The organism is Nocardia sp. NPDC050175, from assembly GCF_044459885.1.
GTDB lineage: Bacteria > Actinomycetota > Actinomycetes > Mycobacteriales > Mycobacteriaceae > Nocardia.
In genome coordinates, this window is sequence record NZ_JBITJI010000016.1 from 184,692 (window position 1) to 199,946 (window position 15,255).

Sequence of the window (15,255 nt, forward strand, 5' to 3'; positions counted from 1 at the left end):
CGCGTCACCACTCCCGATTCGCCTTGTTAGTCGCAACCTGCCCGAATCATCCACGGGCGCATCAATTTGGGGAGAGATATGACCGACACATCCTTGTCAGCAAATGAACTCCAGCAACTCACGCTTCGGCAATGCCTGTCAATAGCGATAAGCTACGGATGGCGTATCGAGAAGGCCAGGGATCACCTCACAGCGCCGCAGACTATTCCCGGGCGTACATGGTCGGGCTCAGTCGTAGGCATCGTCGCCTTCTCCATTCTAGGCATTGCGATCTCATTGATTCTGCGGAACGTCACACCAGGCTCGGTCTCGCGATCGACGAGGCGATGGTGAATCTGACATGTGCGAACCGGTTTCTGTGGGCTATTGGAAACTTTGGTTCCTGCTCCTCGATTCCCGCATCGACCAGCCCTTGCGAGAAACGAACAGACGATGACCCACACACCTGACCCAGTGCATGAAAGGGCCGCCGCCCTGGCGCAGCCCCGAGAGGGTTCAGCACTCACGCGGTTGAGTGTCAACGTTACCCAATCCACCCTCGCCGCGCTGAGGGAGTATTCCAGGTCTCAGGGTGTCACGGTGACCGAAGCGGTACGGCGACTCGTCGCATATGGAAACGTCATATATCAGGCCGAAAAGGCGGGTAAGCACGTTCTACTCAAGGACGGAGACGAGGTCGAACGGCTCCTGATCATCGACTAGTCTAATGACCCTTTCTGCCCGTGCGGCTAGTCCGAGTGTGTGAGCCGCCGTGCCAAAGAAGCCAGTATCCCTGCAACCACAACCCGAATAAAAGGCAGAAGTGGAGCGGTAGTAGTGCGATGGCAGATGTGACAAACCCGGCTATGATCAAGCCGATGACCGGAAGGCTGGCTGCCAAGAATGCCGAACATACGACAATCCGCATCTTGCCGGTCGGCAACGTATTCCAGCCAGCAACTGTGCCCCACACCTGCACCAGGAATACTGAGATCATTATCGTCGCCAAGCTTACGGATTCGGCCCCATCCATAATTCGGATAGCAATAAAGGCCATGAAGACGCTTGGAACCATGCAGGCGAACGGCAGAATTCTTCGGTCACGTCGATTGAGTTTGGCCTGACGATCCAGCGCGTAGGAGTGCTCACTCAATTCAGTCGCCACTTCGACTCTTTGTCTCCGTCGACGGATGCGTCACCGAAGGAATTTGCGAACGATTCTGGCCAATGCTTTTTACCGTCAGCGCCCTGAGGAAAGCCGCTATTGTCTGAAACGGTTGAATTTATGTTGGCAAACGCGGTCGCTTGACCTCCTACGAGGGTCGCGATTCCGGCCACCGCGCCCCAGATCGCCGCTGTAGTAATCCCGGCATCAGCTAGAAAGGACGCCAAGCTCAGCGGAGCGCCGAATCCTGTGCATAAAAGTCCGATCTCGGCGACGCATGCCGCAATGAATTGGTACGTAATCAAAGCCATTCCGGCATAGAAAGTGAGCCCCGAGGCGGCTGCCGTCACTAGAACGAGTGCAGTTTTATCCCCAGCGTCGGCAACTTTTCCAGCAGCCGCGCTCTGCGTGGTGGCTGTTCGCATGTACGACACTTGAGCCGCGCCTTTCCACAAGCGGATTGCCTCAAGGTTGTTCGGGTCAAGTGTGCCCTGAACACCGGAGGCGGTGCCCTTGACGTCGTACCAGTCAAGGGCACGCGTGAACATCGTCACCGGCGCCCAAGCGGATTTCAAGATATCGACAATCTTATCCCATACCCATTTGCATACCTCAATCATCTTTTCGGCACATTTTTTGATAACGCTTACCAAGCCGGGGACCCAGTCAACCCCGTCAACGTCCAATGCAGCACTTCGAGCATTCGGTATCCCAGTGCTGATTTGTTTTCCGATATCATCTACATAGCCTTCGAGCTTCTTTATAGTCTCATTGAACGATGTTATATCAAAATCCATTGCAAAACCTCATTCCAGTCACCATAAAGTATCGAGATTATGTTTGCCAGCAGCGTCTTCGGCATCGTAGGTATCCGCACATATCTGTAGCGTGCTGCCGACCTCCTCGAAACGCTGCGAGCCTTCCTGACATAATCCTGAAAGCTTATTAACCAACTCGGTATGTTTATTAACAATAGCCTGAAAAATTCCAGCGTCGACTCGCCCGAATTCCAGGCCGCTTATTTTGGTTTTCAGGCCCTCCATCGTGTCGGCCTCTGCCGTCCAGGTGCGTGCTTCGTTACGGAGAGCGCCGGTAGCTACTTGCAGTTCCTGCGGTGTGGGACTCACCGGAATCCTCCTGTTGGGGTATCGCGAGATGTAATCAGCGTGTCTAAAGCATCAGTGATCAGTGTTGATATTCGGTGGCTGGAATCTGTGGTATTCATTGCTTGGAGCGCAGCATCATAGGACTGTCTCAGCGACCAGGCAATAGTGCTGCCGGAAACATTTCGACCCCATGCCATCGAGACGCTGCAATTTATGATTGTGCTGCGAGCATCGATTTCGATTCGAGTATCCAATTCATCGTCGATTTCGTGCACGCCGACGAATCGGCTCGGCGAATCGGCAGCACCGCTCTCCATCATGTGGAGTGCTTCGTTGGCGAGTTGAGTTGCGCTGAGGTGGGGGCCGCCCGTCGGCTGTGGTAGCTCGAAGCGAGTAGGTTCCATGTCTTCGATTCGAAGCATGTCCATCTTGGACATGACGTCGCTCGCGACGACATCGTGCATTGTTGCCTCGACGCGTTCAGCGTTGGCATTCTTAATTGCGGTCATGATTCCTGCCGCAATCTGTCCGGCTTCTAGATGCTCCGGCCAGTCGTCCGCAATATTGATACCGACTGCCTTACCCGAGCGATCGAGGGTTATCTCGATTGTCCCAGTGTTATCGCATCCAGAAACACGCTCGGGGCCTGCTGCCTGCGCTTGTTTCAGTAGTTTTCCCATTTCCTGCGTGTAGGCATGGAATCTTGCCAGATCATCAAGCAGATCCTTGAGCATCAGAGTCGATCCTCCCATCGTGTATGTCTCTACAATAAGTGCGAAATTCGAATGTCATCATCATTCATATATGTTCCATTCTCGGGGTTCGGAGCAGCCGGTACCGTCTTCCTGGAGGTGCTGGACGGCTTTGTCGATCCATGCCGCGAATAGTGTGGACAAGGCGGGGGGTGTCGCTGGCCGGACGGTGATGTGTTCGAGGGTCCGTTGCTCGGTGTAGCGGCCGTCGTCGGTGATGTCATGCCAGCTGATCGTTTTCGAAGCAGCCGGACGGGCAAGTATCGAACCAACCAGCAGACCGGCGCTGCCGCCACCGTCGGCGGGACGGCCGAGCAGGCGCTGATACTGCTCGCGCGGCGTGTTGCGGGCGACGTTTTCGATGTAGCTATTGTCGTGCTGCTCGATGTCGTGGATGTGAAAGGTCGCGGCCTCGTGGCCGCCCGGACCGCACGGCGGGATGAATTGTGCGATGCGGGCAGGGAGGGACTCGGTTCGGCAGAGGCGCAGTCGGATTGGTCCGTCTTCACCGCCGGTTGCGGTTTGGCGTAGCACCACGGCGTAGTGCAGGTTGCGGGCTCCGACGATCCGATATTCCTTCATGCTGTGGTGGTTGTCGCGGTGTTTCCTTGTCCCGCCGAGGATTTCGATCCGGACATCAGAGGTTCTCAGCGTATGGGCAGCGAGCTCGATCGTCTCCATCTCGTCGCCGCTATAGCGTTCACGCACGCTGACGCGATGCGCTTCGAATGCTTCAGCCGTGGTGAAGCGGCTGCGGAAATGCAGCGGTTGGGGGAATCTGTCGACCGCGGCGCTGTACCAGATGGCTGCGAAATCGTCTGGCTCCCAAGTCCATTCAGTAGTCATCGTTCCTCAAGCTCATCCGGGACGGCCGGGCGAGATGGTGTTTATCCCGCCCTCGGTCGCGGGCGAGGGGCAGGTGGAGCGCTGGGGGGCTTTCGGGGCGCGGGGCTTTCCTCGGTAGGGGGCGGTGCGGTGGCGGGAGTCTCGCCACCGATCACCGGGTTTGTGACTGTCTGCGGAGGGCCTAGGAGTTCATCGGTGTTGCTGCGGTTGACCAGGTAGGCGGGAGTCTCATGCTCTGACTCCCCGTCTTTGCCGCGCCCGCCCCCCATTCCTGGCGTCATCATTCCCGGTGCTCCGGCCCCGCCCCGGCCCGCCGCCGAAGCGGCAGCCGCCGCAGGAACGGCACCGGGTGCTGCAGGGACGCCCGGAATGCTGCGCCCGGGGCCGGGTCGGATTGAGGGGTTCACTCCAGGACTACTGGGGCTCCCAGGGCGAGAGGTTCTGCTCGGATGTCCGGTGACCGTGTCCGGTGTTGCGGAGGTTGGTGTGGCGCTTGCCGGGACGGTGGATGGCTGGCTCGTCGTCGGGTTGTAGCCGGTGGGCGTGGTCGAAGTGTTAGCGGGTGTTGTCGAGGTGCTGGCAGGCGCGGTCGACGCCGGCTGTCCGGTGGTTGGTTCGGCCGGCGTCTCTGACGACGACGGGCTCGGCGGGTTTTGCTCTCCGTGCTCGGACGTGCTGGGCGCGCCAGAGTTGTTGGCAGCGGGCGGTTTACCGTTCGTGTCGATGTTGGTCCCGGTATCGCCCGAATGAGTTGGGGATATGTCGAGCGGATGATCGACACTCGTCGGGTGTGGCAGAACCGGGAGCGCGGAGTGGATCTGCGAGAACGGGGCGACGTACCGTTGTGCCATCACGTCGCGAGCTTCGGCTTCGGCATCGTTACGACGGCCTTCCAATACCGCCCTGTTCCACGGGTATCCGTCGAGGTCATACCACGGAGGATCGCCGATCAACTCCGGAACATTGTTCTTCGTGTCAGCGGCTGCGGTCGCAGCACTGTTCACGTGCACACTCATCGCCGAGAAGGTGCCGGTCAGCTTGTCCGCCTCGCCGGTGTAGCGCTTGATCGCATCCACCGACGCCGAAGCTGCGGCCCCTTCCCATGCCGAGGCGATGGCCGCCTGCATACGCTGCCGGAAGGTCTCCAGCCCTTCGCTCCATTTGGTTCCGGCCTCGGTGTATCTGGTGGCTGCACCATGGGCGGGGTCGGCGGCGACCTTGTCGAAGGTTTGCTTGATGCCGGGATGTATCCAGCAACTCGGCCAGTCGCCAAAGGGCAGGGCGCTGGGCGGCTCGTTCGGCGTCACCGACCCTGCTCCTGTTCCAGGGATGCGAGCGTATTGCGGAACCGGGCGGCCCATTCGTCGTCGTGCTCCATCAACCGATTCCGCACCGCCTCGTGCAGCCGCCTGATGTCCTCCACCACACCGAAATGCTCCTCGAGCACCTCGTAATGCGAGTCCGGCCCACCTTGGGCTTTATCCCGAAACTGCTTCGCCAGCGACGGGGCTCCCATCAATCCTGAACCCGGATGATCACCGAACCCCCACGTCTGGACCTGGGAAATAGCCGTCATATCCCGCTGAACGGCCCGGATGACTTCCTTGAAGCGGGTGCATTCATGGTCGATGGCGGCGAACTCCTCGGGCTCCATCCGCACCGTCAACCGGCCCTCTCGGGCCTCCGTGATCAGGTTCGCTAGCGGGCTCGGCTTCAGGTCATCTGCCATGTTCATCCCCTCCCGTGAACGTACGGTCAGCTCGGTCACGCACCAGCCGGGACGCTGGGCATGACCTTCTCCGCCAGCGTCCGTGCCAGCTGGCACGAGTCGAGATGGCCTGTTTCCTTGGCGGACGGCGGATTGGTCAGGTTGACTTCGAGGCTGCCATCGCGCATCTCCACATTCACCGCGCACACCTCCATGACGTGCGGGCCTTCGAACTGACGCGTCGAGATCGCCTGGCGGCCAGCAATAGTGAACTCGCGAGTGTCAGTGAAATTGCGGGCACGGATCATCGACACGGTCAGGTTCGTGGTGCGGATACTTGCCGTGTAGCTGTCCCCGCCGCGCACCACCCACCCGCAGCCGCGCCACATCACCCCGTCCGGCGAGTCCGCGTCATCCCGGCCGGTGGGCTTGAGCTTCTCTGATGCCAAGACGCTGTCGGGAACACCGGTACACGGGTCGAACCCTCGCGGTACGTCCTTGGCAGTGGCAGACGTCGACGTGTTAGGCGAATCGCCGCCTCCCGACGGTCCGCACCCTGCTACTGCCAACACAGTGGCTAAGACCGCGACTACTACCAGTGCGCCTTCGGTGTTCCACGTTCGTCTCGCGACAGTCCAGGTGGGCGGTTGCACAGTGAGCAACTGCGCAAAGGAAACCATCGTGAACCCCTCGCCCCTCGGATGCAGCCACCGCCCACCGAGGGTGAGCGACATGACAACGTGTGGATCAAATGTACACGGCGGGGGTGTCGAACGCGGTCTGCGTCCGCATCTGCGGGATGCCCAAGGTACTTGAGCGGCAACAGTCTCGTTGCGCGTCGATCTGGCACTGAGACTGCCCATGCGCCCGCTATCCAAAGTTGCCATTCTGTGACCACCGTCCGTTCGTTGTCGCAAACGAGGGGGTTCTCTGCAACTACGTGGGTGTCAGGAGAAAGAAATCCATCGAGACCGGCGGAGGTGGGGGTGTCTCGTTTTCGTCCCGATCCGGCAACAGGGCTGCCGATACAGCTGCTATCCAAACAGTTGTTGTCGTTCTTTGCCCCTGCTCGGTGGCGAAAACGGGGGGTGTGCCTGCCAGTACAGGGGTGTCAGGAACCAACCCGTCGAGACCACCCGCAATGCGGGTGTCTCGTTTTCGTCCCGGTACAGGTGTCGAAAACGGGCCACTTTCGCGGTGTCTATATGTGCGGGGCTTTCATGCGAGACCTCGCCAGATAAGGAGCAAATTATGGATAAGCACCCTCACAACCAAGCCCAAAATCAGCAACAGAAGATGTTGCCGGAAATGTCATGGCTCGATCGTGCGGAGTTGCGGTTGCGGGAGTTGGTCAGTGTTCACGACTGTCCGCCGCCGGATTTGGTAAGGCTGCTCGGTGGTCCGGTCGATGAGTTGCAGGCGGTGTTGCAAGAGGCGTTGCGCCCGGCGTTCTTGAAGGCGCTGCCGGGTCGGTGTGAGGTGCCGTGGCAGGGCTGCCCGCGACATGGTGACCTGCTCGAGTTCCAGAGTTTGGGGTGGGGGTGCACGGTGGAGGGCTGCTGGTTCGGTATTGATGATCGATTGACGCGGTTGCGGCATTGCCGACGCCGACCCGTCGCGGTACTCGGTGAGCCCGGCCCGTACACCCTCGCCGTGTGCGCAGGGCACCTGTATTCGGAATGGGAGCTAGGTCAGTGCGGGATGCCTTTCACGGTCCGGCTGATCGGCAAACAGCAACTCGCCGGATAGCCCTCGAATCCCTTCACCCTGAACCGGTCGGGGCAGCGTCACGGGCTGCCCCGACCGGACTCTCAAGGGCTCTGCCCGAAATCTTTACGCGGCCTGGTGACGGAATCGGGTATCTTCCGCGCCTATACCCCCCGCCCCCCAGTACATACACATGGCGTGACCCTCACGGAAATCCGGCCACTGAGCGGAGCTTGACCAAATTGTTACAGGGACGAGTGACGGAATCGGCTGTTTTCCGCGCCTATATCCACCAATAGACGGCACTTTTTCTGAGCCTTCATGGCTGAGAGGAGAAAAAGTCGCGCACACCCCGTCACAGACCCGGTGATCGGTGGATCTGTCTACAGATGACAGGGCTGTGCGCCCATTTTCACTAACGGACTACAGGAGACACCCCGATGACTATCCACTCCACCCCATTACGCGGCTACTCGCGTGCGGTCGTGCGCCGGAATCCGGTCCAGGCAGGTGATAGCCGCCCGATTTTGCTCGCGCGGACTGTCACACGGGCTACAGCTCGGCACCTTCTTCAGTTCAGAGGCCGAGTGATGGCACCCGGCCGGTTGTCAGCGGTAGCAGGAGGTTTGTTATGACCATTGTTCATCTGTTCGACTCGGTCACCGGTTTTCTCACGCTCGTGCCGTGGCGGTTGCGGCTGTGTCTGGTGGTGGGGCTGATAGCGGCGCTGCTGTGGTGGGTGGGGTCGCAGATGGTGCGCGCGTCCGACAGTGAGCAGGCGGTGTGGGTGCGGATCACTCCGCCCGCGCATCTGCCGCCGGACGCGTCGGTGCGCTTCGCGCGTTCGCTGGCCGGGGTGCTGCACCGCACCCGCCGCTACGGGTGGCGGCCCCGGTATGTGGCGTGTGAGTTCGTCGCCGTCGATTCCGTGATGGGGCTGGGGGTGTGGGTGCCTCCCGCGATATCACCACAGGCGGTGATCGCGGCCGTGACGGGCGCGTGGCCGGGCGCACGGGCGGTAGTGACCGCTGTGCCGGATGTGTCGGTCCTGGGAGGGGTCCGCGGGCGCGAAGTACGGCCCCGCGGTGGGGAGTGGTCTCCGGTGGTGGAGCCGTCGAGTGCTGCATCGGGCGTGCGGGCGGGCGTGGACACGGTCGACCCGTTGGGGCAGGTGTTGACGATGCTGGCCGGGCGCGGCCGGGGTGAGGCCGGGTGTGTACAGGTGATCGTGTCCGCCCAGCGCGGCACCCGCTCTGGGCGCCCGGCCCTGCGGGCACTCGATGCGCTGTTGGCGTTCGGGCAAGAGATGGGCCAGGAGTTCACGCGAATAAACGGCGGCACCTCGGCCGGTGCCCCGCCCCGCACGACGCCGGTTGACCCGGTAGAGGCGGTGCGGTCGCGGGCGATCGTGGCCAAGAAAGCCTCCGGACCGCACCTGCGGGTGACCGTACGTGTCGCGGTGGCGGGTCCGGCCCCGACCTGGCAACACCGCGCCCAAGTGGCGTTGATCGCCGGTGGTTACGACGCGGTGGCCACCGCCGGGGACGGGTTGATCACTCGCCGCGTGTATCGCTCGGCGGTCAAGGTCGGGTCGCGGCGGCCCGGGGCCGGGTTCGTCGCCACGGTGGCCGAGTTGGGCGCGTTGTGGCATATCCCGGCCGACGCCGCCCTCTATGGCATCGACACCACCGATGCCCGCATCCGCGCCCCGCGCCGTGACCTGCCCCGCCTCGCGACTCCCCGGGCGAACAGTGCCGAGACTGCCCGGGACGGTTTCGGCACTCCCGGGAATCGTCGCGAGACTCCCGGGACCGGTCTCGATGATCGCTGGGACCGCAGTCTCAGAAACGAGGCGTGGCACAACCCGACACCGGGGGAGGGCGACCGATGAATCAGCACACTCCGAAACCGAAATTGCTTCTGGTGGAACAGGATTGGCCGGGACGGGCGCGCCCCAAACCCCTCGGTGTCGCCTCCGATGGCGGGATGGTCGGGCTGTCGGTGGAAGGCGCGCGTCATCATGTGCACGTGCCGGGGGTGACCGGTGCGGGCAAGTCCACCTGGCTCGCCAACTTGGCTGTTGCCGAAGCAAGGGCCGGGCGCGGGTTGGTGGTGATCGACCCCCAAGGCGACCTGGCCGCGAATGTGCTCGACCGGTTACCGGCATCGGTGGGCGGGCGGCTGGTGATCCTCGATCCGGCCGAACGCGACGCGCCCCCGGCGTGGAATGTGTTCGCCCCACCCCGGATTGATGATCTGGAGGGCCGTGAGTTCGCTGCCGAGATGGTGATCGGCACGTTCCGCAAGGTGTATGCGCAGTGGTGGGGACCACGGATGGATGAGGTGTTCCGAGCGGCATGTTTGACCTTGGCGCGTCGTCCGGGCTCGACGCTGGCCGATGTGGTGGCGATCCTGACCCGTCACGGCTACCACCGTGCGATCACCCGCCGTTACGGCACCCCGGGCGGGTTCGAGGGGTTCTGGGACGACTACGACGCTCTGACCCCCGCCGCACGGCAACAGGCGTACGGGCCGGTGGTCTCCCGGCTGCGGGCGGTGTTGTCGCACCGCTTCGCCCGTGATCTGTTCGCCGCTCCTACCTCCACGATCGATCTCACCGAGATCCTCGACGGTGGTGTGCTGGTCGCCCGGCTGCCAAAAGGCGAAATCGGCGAGCACGGTTGCCAACTGGTCGGGTCGCTGCTGTTGTCCGGGCTGTGGGCAGCCATCACCCGCCGCGCCGCCCTACCACCACAGCGGCGACTCGACGCGACGATCATCGTCGATGAGTGCCACAACTTTCTGCACCTGCCTATCGGTGTCGACACCGTGTTGGCCGAGGCACGCGGCTACCGGGTATCGCTGGTGCTGGCCCATCAGCACCTGCGCCAGCTGCCCCCGGATATCGCGGGCGCGGTTGATGCCAACGCACGAAACAAAATCGTGTTCACCGTGTCTCCCGACGACGCCCGTAAACTCGCCCCGCACTTCGCGCCGTACTTCGACCACACCGACCTGGCGAACCGGCCCGGCTACGCGGTCAGCGCGCGTATCGTCCACAACGGGCACACCACACCACCATTCAGCCTCAACACCGTGGCATTGCCGCCTGCCGTGCGTGGCAGGGCCGACGCGTTACGCGCCGCCGCACGCGCATCGACCGGGCTGCCGCTCGAGAAGCGGCGGACTCTGAAACAGCGCGGCGATCTTTCTGCCGTACTCGACACTACTGCCGAAACCTGTTCGGGCCATTGGGATTCCCGATCGGTGTCCCGTCCGGTATCCCATTCGCTATCCCACCTGAGAGCGGGAGACCCACCGGGACACGCCCTGCCGCCGTTACCGCAGGCCGAGGAGGGGGAGCAGTGGTGAGGACGAAACCCCGAGTGGCTTCTATAGCCACCGGAAACAAAAACACCCTCGGTATCGCAGAGGCAGTCGCGGCTCAACGCCGACTCACCTCCCGAGATATCGAATTGCTCAAACTACTCACGACTCATCGTGTTCTGACCTCACTGCAGATCGCGCGCCTGCTGTTCGCTTCGGACAACGTCGCGCGTAAGAGGCTGGCGAAACTGACCGACCGAGCCATCGTGTCGCGGTTCCGGATCTGCCCCGGCCCCGGGTCGGTGCCGTGGCGCTACACCCTCGGCCCGCTCGGTGCGATGATCACCGCCGCCACCGCCGGACACGACTTGCCCAGCCCCCGCAGGACTGCCGAGCGCGTGTTGCGGTTGTCGCGGTCCATACACCTCGACCACCAGTTGGGCATCAACGAGTTCTTCTCCCTACTGGCCGCCCACGCCCGCGACAACCCTGACTGTCAGTTACAGGCGTGGCTGGACGAACGCGAAGCCACCCACCGCTGCGCCGCCATCGCACGCCCGGACGCCTACGGCGAATGGGTAGAGGACGGCGACACGGTGGCGTTCTTCCTCGAATTCGACAACGGCACCGAACGACTCACCGACGTAGCCGCCAAACTCATCGGCTACCACGAACTCGCCAACGCCGGGCGTGCCCTGCCGGTGCTGTTCGTGTTCACCGGCCCCCGACGCCGCACCGAATTCCATCACCTGATCAGCACCAGCTCTACCGATACCGGTCCGATCATCGCCACCACGACCACCGCCGACACCCACGCGATCGGCCCCGCCGGGCCGATCTGGCTGCCCGCAGGACACCAACACCGGCAACGACTCATCGCGCTCACGCGCCCGCCCCGGCTTACGGCCTGACCACGGAAAGGACAACGTCATGCGCGACCCCCATCACACCCCCGACCACGACTCGCCGGACCGCCGCGGCACCGGTCAACCCGACCACACACCATGCCGACACCCCCGGGCAACACGGCGAGACCCCCACGGACACGACGAGACACACAGTCTCGGCCGGTCTCGCATCACCAGCGACAACACCGAGACACCACCACCGAACCCATCCCGGCGACACTCCGCCCTGCGACACGGAGAAATAACCGTGGAACGAATTGAAACCACACCCATGACACCCGAACAATACCGCCGTGCCGTCACAGCCCTCGCTGCCCTGATCAACGAATGGAAGGACAGCAAGAAACGTCCGACACCGAATGCCGAACCAGAATAACCCCAGGTAGAATGCGGTAATCCCTGGCCGTAACACATGATCTGTGGGACAATGGAAGCACCCAACAGCCGGGGGCGGAAGTCGGGAATGCCGATAATTCGATACAAGCGCAAAATCGGTCAATTAAAGCCCTGCCCGGGATGAAATTAATTCAGTCGAACACAATTAAAGGCCCGTATGGGAGAGGAGTTCTCCGCGATGGCGCGACCCAAGAGCAAGCCCCGCACCGCGTGCGTTCAACCGGCCCGCCTCGATGCCCTCGACACAGTACGGGTCGGGATCTACGTGCGTCGTTCCACCGACGACGAACACCAGCCCTATTCGATCGAAGCCCAGGACGCACGGCTGGGCTCGTATGTGGACTCCCAACCGGGCTGGCACATCGTGATGCGCTTCGCCGACGACGCCTCCGGCGCGACCACCGACCGCGACGAGCTACAGCGCGCGATGCGCGCCGCGCACGCCGGACTCATCGATGTACTGCTGGTGTACCGCGTCGATCGGTTCTCCCGCAACCTGGGCCACATGGTGACCCTGCTCGATGACCTCGACAAGTGCGGAGTGGTGTTCCGCTCCGCTACCGAACCATTCGACACCTCTACCCCCATGGGGCGCATGCTGGTTCAAATGTTGGGCATGTTCGCCCAATTCGAACGCGACACCATCATCGATCGCGTCATCGCAGGCATGGAACGCAAAGCCGCCAAAGGCTTATGGAAAGGCGGGCGACGCCCCTTCGGCTACCTGCCCGACACCACCACCCAGACCCTCACACCCCACCCCGACGAATCCCCGATCGTAGGGTTGATCTTCACGCTGTACACCCGAGACCGGTTGGGGTCCAAAGCGATTGCCCAGACCCTCAACACACGCGGGCACCGCACGACCAACGGCGGCACATGGTCCGGATATCAAGTCCTGCGGACCCTGTCCAACCGGGCCTATCTCGGTGAACTCTCGTTTCGAGACATCACAGTCCCGGACTGTCACCCCCCGCTGATCGACACCGAGACCTACGCCGAAGCACAACGACTACTCACCGAACGCGGCGAGGACCATGCCCACCGGCGCGCCAACGCCTCTGACTACACCCTCACCGGGCGTATGCGCTGCCCTACCTGCGGCACAGCCATGATCGGCACCCGCGCCCACGGCAAAACCAAGACCTACCGCTACTACACCTGCCACAGCCGCAACCGCTACGACCGCACCCGATGCGACGGCTACCGCCTCAATGCCGACGCCACCGAATCGGCCGTGCTCGGCGCGCTGGCACGCTTCTACCGCGACCACCACACACGCATCGGCGACGCCGTGGCCGAAGCCCAACGCCAACACCACGCCGGACACGACGCCCATCACGCCGAACTCGCCGCCGTCACTGCCAAGATCACCGATACCAACACCAAAATCGATCGCTACCTCACCGCGTTCGAGAACGGCACCATGGACGAACAACTCATCGGTGACCGCCTCACCCAACTCCGCACGACCCACCGCCAACTCACCCATCGCCGAGACGAACTCACCGCCAACCTCGACACCGCCCCCACCGGGCCCGACCTGTCCACCCTCACCGAAGTAGCCGACAACATCACCGCACTCATCAACTCCGGCACCGATCACACTCGAAAAGCCCTCATCGAAACCCACATCGCAGAAATCAGGATCACCGGACCCGACACCATCGTTCCGGTCTTCTACATCCCCCAACTCACAACCACCCCAACAACGAACAAGACCCTGACCAGTGGAAAACCGCCGGTCAGGGCCTCGAAGAAAGGTGTTCGTGCAATGACTAACTCGGTGGAGCTAAGGGGAATCGAACCCCTGACCTTCTCGATGCGAACGAGACGCGCTACCAACTGCGCTATAGCCCCGTGCGGCTCCGGGGAACCGCGCTGTGTCACTTTAGCAAAGGATGTTGCGAGACTCCGAATCGTGGGTCTGACCTGGGGTGATTCGGAGTTACGCTGGTGTGGTTACTCGCCTGCGGCGCGGCGCATGTCGCCGCCGCCGGTGCGGTCGCGCAGGGCGCGGGCGGTGGCGGGGTCGAAGGGGTCGAGGTGGTCGAACATGGGGTCTTCGTCGTCTACCTCGAGCAGGGCGGAGCGGCGGCGCAGGGCGCGGGCGGTGTCGCGGTCCATGGCGGCGCGGGAGGCGTGGGTTTGGCGGGGGTGTTCGCCGAGTTGTTCGGCGCGGCTGAGGCGGGCGGCGCGGCGGCGGCGGATGTCTTCCTCGATGCGCACTTGCTTGCGTAGGTAGGTGAGGTAGCCGATGACGACGACGGCGGCGAGGCCGCAACCCCACCAGAAGTGGGGTGACATCGCGACGGCGAGGCCACCGCACAGCAGGCCGGCCAGGACGAGGCCGAGCAGGGCGCGCTGGCGGAAGGTGTAGCGGGCGGCGCGGGCGATGGCGTCGGCCTCGGGGTCGTAGCCGCCACGGCCGCGGCGGCTGGGGACGTAGTCGAGGTCGTCGGGGTCGTAGTCGTCGCGGGTGCGTCGGGCGGCGTACTCGTCGGCTTCGTCGTCGAGGTAGTCGTCGTCGTGCTCGACGCGCGCCGGAGAAGTGGAGGGCGCGGGGGGTATCCGGGCCGCGGCGGGTTCGGTGCGCTCTTCGCCCACCTCGTCATCATCGACGGCGTCGTCGTGTTCCGCAGCGACTTCGTCGTCGGATTCGCTGTCGGCGCTTACCGTTTCGGTGTCGGCGGCCGCAGCGTCCGCCGCTTCGTCGAGTTCGGCGTCGTCCAGCTCAGCGTCAGCGATGTCGGGATCGGGTCGGGAGGCCGCGGATTCGGCGATCGCCGGTAGGTCACCTTCGGTGACTGGTTCGTCGGCCGGTGTTGTCATCCGGTCCTCCGCATCATCGCTGTGGTCAGGCTTTCTCTGTGCGCGGCGTGGCCGCCAATTGGGGTCGGTTTCGTGGCCCGCGGCCGGTCCACTCTTGGTGCGCCGCTTGGAATCTCCGCGCACGAGCACGCGGGTGGCGAGGGCGGCGTCGGTGGTCCGCCGGATCCTGGGGTGCCGGTCGGCGAGGATGGGGAACAGGACGAAGACCCAGAGCACGACCAGGCCGATCCACAGAATCGAGTTCGGCATCTCGGTCAGCACCTCCGTCCCGGCCTGGTTTGGTCCGTTCGGCCGGCGAGCGGTGCGCAGCACGCCCCGCGTCCGCCCGACTTCCATCCGTCGCTGCGGCATGGCTGCCGGTCGCCTCGCAGGCTCCCTGCCGAGGGTGCAGGACGCACCTCCGACGTCCGTAGGTTAATTCCGTGACACGTCGAGATCCGGCAGGCGCGCCGTGCACATCCGCCACACGAGTCACAAAGCCACCAATTCCTCCGCGCGTCGAATGCGCCGGGCGTGTCCGTATTGCACG

14 protein-coding genes, 1 tRNA gene and 1 pseudogene are annotated in these 15,255 nt (G+C 63.1%); 6 read left to right on the plus strand and 10 right to left on the minus strand.

Annotation, left to right across the window (positions count from 1 at the left end; all coding sequences use genetic code 11):
- The first annotated feature begins 579 nt into the window (after positions 1–579).
- On the plus strand, positions 580–702 hold the full coding sequence (locus ACIBK2_RS39395) for a hypothetical protein (RefSeq protein ID WP_396975237.1): 123 nt from the start codon (positions 580–582) through the stop codon (positions 700–702).
- Between the two features lies 1 nt (position 703).
- On the opposite strand, the gene ACIBK2_RS39400 is transcribed toward ACIBK2_RS39395, so the two are convergent.
- The 8 genes from ACIBK2_RS39400 to ACIBK2_RS39435 are packed head-to-tail and all read right to left on the minus strand — an operon-like array spanning position 704 to position 6,443.
- Positions 704–1,144: a hypothetical protein gene (locus tag ACIBK2_RS39400; protein ID WP_396975239.1), complete on the minus strand. Its 441-nt coding sequence runs from the start codon at positions 1,142–1,144 to the stop codon at positions 704–706.
- Entirely contained in the window at positions 1,129–1,941 is an 813-nt protein-coding gene (locus ACIBK2_RS39405; RefSeq protein WP_396975241.1) for a hypothetical protein, read from the minus strand. The genes ACIBK2_RS39400 and ACIBK2_RS39405 overlap by 16 nt, the downstream gene beginning before the upstream one ends.
- Before the next feature lie 18 nt (positions 1,942–1,959).
- Positions 1,960–2,271, minus strand: a complete 312-nt coding sequence (locus ACIBK2_RS39410) for a hypothetical protein (RefSeq protein WP_396975243.1) — start codon at positions 2,269–2,271, stop codon at positions 1,960–1,962.
- Positions 2,268–2,984 carry a hypothetical protein gene (locus ACIBK2_RS39415; protein WP_396975245.1) on the minus strand — a complete coding sequence of 239 codons (717 nt, stop codon included), beginning with the start codon at positions 2,982–2,984 and terminating at the stop codon, positions 2,268–2,270. The genes ACIBK2_RS39410 and ACIBK2_RS39415 overlap by 4 nt, the downstream gene beginning before the upstream one ends.
- Positions 2,985–3,044: 60 nt before the next feature.
- Positions 3,045–3,848, minus strand: a complete 804-nt coding sequence (locus ACIBK2_RS39420; protein ID WP_396975247.1) for an ESX secretion-associated protein EspG — start codon at positions 3,846–3,848, stop codon at positions 3,045–3,047.
- Positions 3,849–3,889: 41 nt separating this feature from the next.
- Entirely contained in the window at positions 3,890–5,155 is a 1,266-nt protein-coding gene (locus ACIBK2_RS39425) for a hypothetical protein (protein ID WP_396975249.1), read from the minus strand.
- Positions 5,152–5,616, minus strand: a complete 465-nt coding sequence (locus tag ACIBK2_RS39430) for a hypothetical protein (protein WP_396975251.1) — start codon at positions 5,614–5,616, stop codon at positions 5,152–5,154. Before ACIBK2_RS39430 ends, ACIBK2_RS39425 begins: the two co-directional genes overlap by 4 nt.
- The gene (locus ACIBK2_RS39435; RefSeq protein ID WP_396975253.1) at positions 5,613–6,443 is read right to left on the minus strand and encodes a DUF3558 domain-containing protein; all 831 of its coding nucleotides are present in this window, start codon (positions 6,441–6,443) and stop codon (positions 5,613–5,615) included. Before ACIBK2_RS39435 ends, ACIBK2_RS39430 begins: the two co-directional genes overlap by 4 nt.
- Before the next feature lie 364 nt (positions 6,444–6,807).
- Here ACIBK2_RS39435 and ACIBK2_RS39440 point away from each other — a divergent pair, with 364 nt between their 5' ends.
- The 5 genes and pseudogenes from ACIBK2_RS39440 to ACIBK2_RS39460 all read left to right on the plus strand — a co-directional run.
- Complete coding sequence (locus ACIBK2_RS39440) at positions 6,808–7,305, plus strand: hypothetical protein (RefSeq protein WP_396975255.1); 498 nt, start codon at positions 6,808–6,810, stop codon at positions 7,303–7,305.
- Positions 7,306–7,894: 589 nt separating this feature from the next.
- Positions 7,895–9,154, plus strand: coding sequence for a hypothetical protein (locus ACIBK2_RS39445; protein WP_396975257.1), 1,260 nt, complete (start codon positions 7,895–7,897; stop codon positions 9,152–9,154).
- Positions 9,151–10,635, plus strand: coding sequence for a type IV secretory system conjugative DNA transfer family protein (locus ACIBK2_RS39450; RefSeq protein ID WP_396975259.1), 1,485 nt, complete (start codon positions 9,151–9,153; stop codon positions 10,633–10,635). The genes ACIBK2_RS39445 and ACIBK2_RS39450 overlap by 4 nt, the downstream gene beginning before the upstream one ends.
- A 14-nt stretch (positions 10,636–10,649) precedes the next feature.
- Positions 10,650–11,501 (plus strand): replication-relaxation family protein, encoded by an 852-nt coding sequence (locus ACIBK2_RS39455; protein WP_396975261.1) that lies wholly within the window; start codon positions 10,650–10,652, stop codon positions 11,499–11,501.
- A 571-nt stretch (positions 11,502–12,072) separates the two neighbouring features.
- A pseudogene (locus ACIBK2_RS39460) lies at positions 12,073–13,086 on the plus strand (recombinase family protein); the annotation flags it as partial.
- Between the two features lie 595 nt (positions 13,087–13,681).
- Here the strand turns inward: ACIBK2_RS39460 and ACIBK2_RS39465 are convergent.
- Positions 13,682–13,754, minus strand: a tRNA-Ala gene (locus ACIBK2_RS39465).
- Between the two features lie 102 nt (positions 13,755–13,856).
- Positions 13,857–14,975: a gephyrin-like molybdotransferase receptor GlpR gene (gene glpR / locus ACIBK2_RS39470; protein WP_396975263.1), complete on the minus strand. Its 1,119-nt coding sequence runs from the start codon at positions 14,973–14,975 to the stop codon at positions 13,857–13,859.
- Between the last annotated feature and the right edge of the window lie 280 nt (positions 14,976–15,255).

What these genes read in the sequence shown, in the direction of transcription:
- ACIBK2_RS39450 (WP_396975259.1), top strand. Translation starts at nt 9,151, where the DNA reads ATGAATCAGCACACTCCGAAACCGAAATTGCTTCTGGTGGAACAGGAT.
- ACIBK2_RS39445 (WP_396975257.1), top strand. Translation starts at nt 7,895, where the DNA reads ATGACCATTGTTCATCTGTTCGACTCGGTCACCGGTTTTCTCACGCTC.
- ACIBK2_RS39405 (WP_396975241.1), bottom strand. Translation starts at nt 1,941, where the DNA reads ATGGATTTTGATATAACATCGTTCAATGAGACTATAAAGAAGCTCGAA.
- ACIBK2_RS39435 (WP_396975253.1), bottom strand. Translation starts at nt 6,443, where the DNA reads ATGGCAACTTTGGATAGCGGGCGCATGGGCAGTCTCAGTGCCAGATCG.
- ACIBK2_RS39420 (WP_396975247.1), bottom strand. Translation starts at nt 3,848, where the DNA reads ATGACTACTGAATGGACTTGGGAGCCAGACGATTTCGCAGCCATCTGG.
- glpR (WP_396975263.1), bottom strand. Translation starts at nt 14,975, where the DNA reads ATGCCGAACTCGATTCTGTGGATCGGCCTGGTCGTGCTCTGGGTCTTC.
- ACIBK2_RS39440 (WP_396975255.1), top strand. Translation starts at nt 6,808, where the DNA reads ATGGATAAGCACCCTCACAACCAAGCCCAAAATCAGCAACAGAAGATG.
- ACIBK2_RS39415 (WP_396975245.1), bottom strand. Translation starts at nt 2,984, where the DNA reads ATGCTCAAGGATCTGCTTGATGATCTGGCAAGATTCCATGCCTACACG.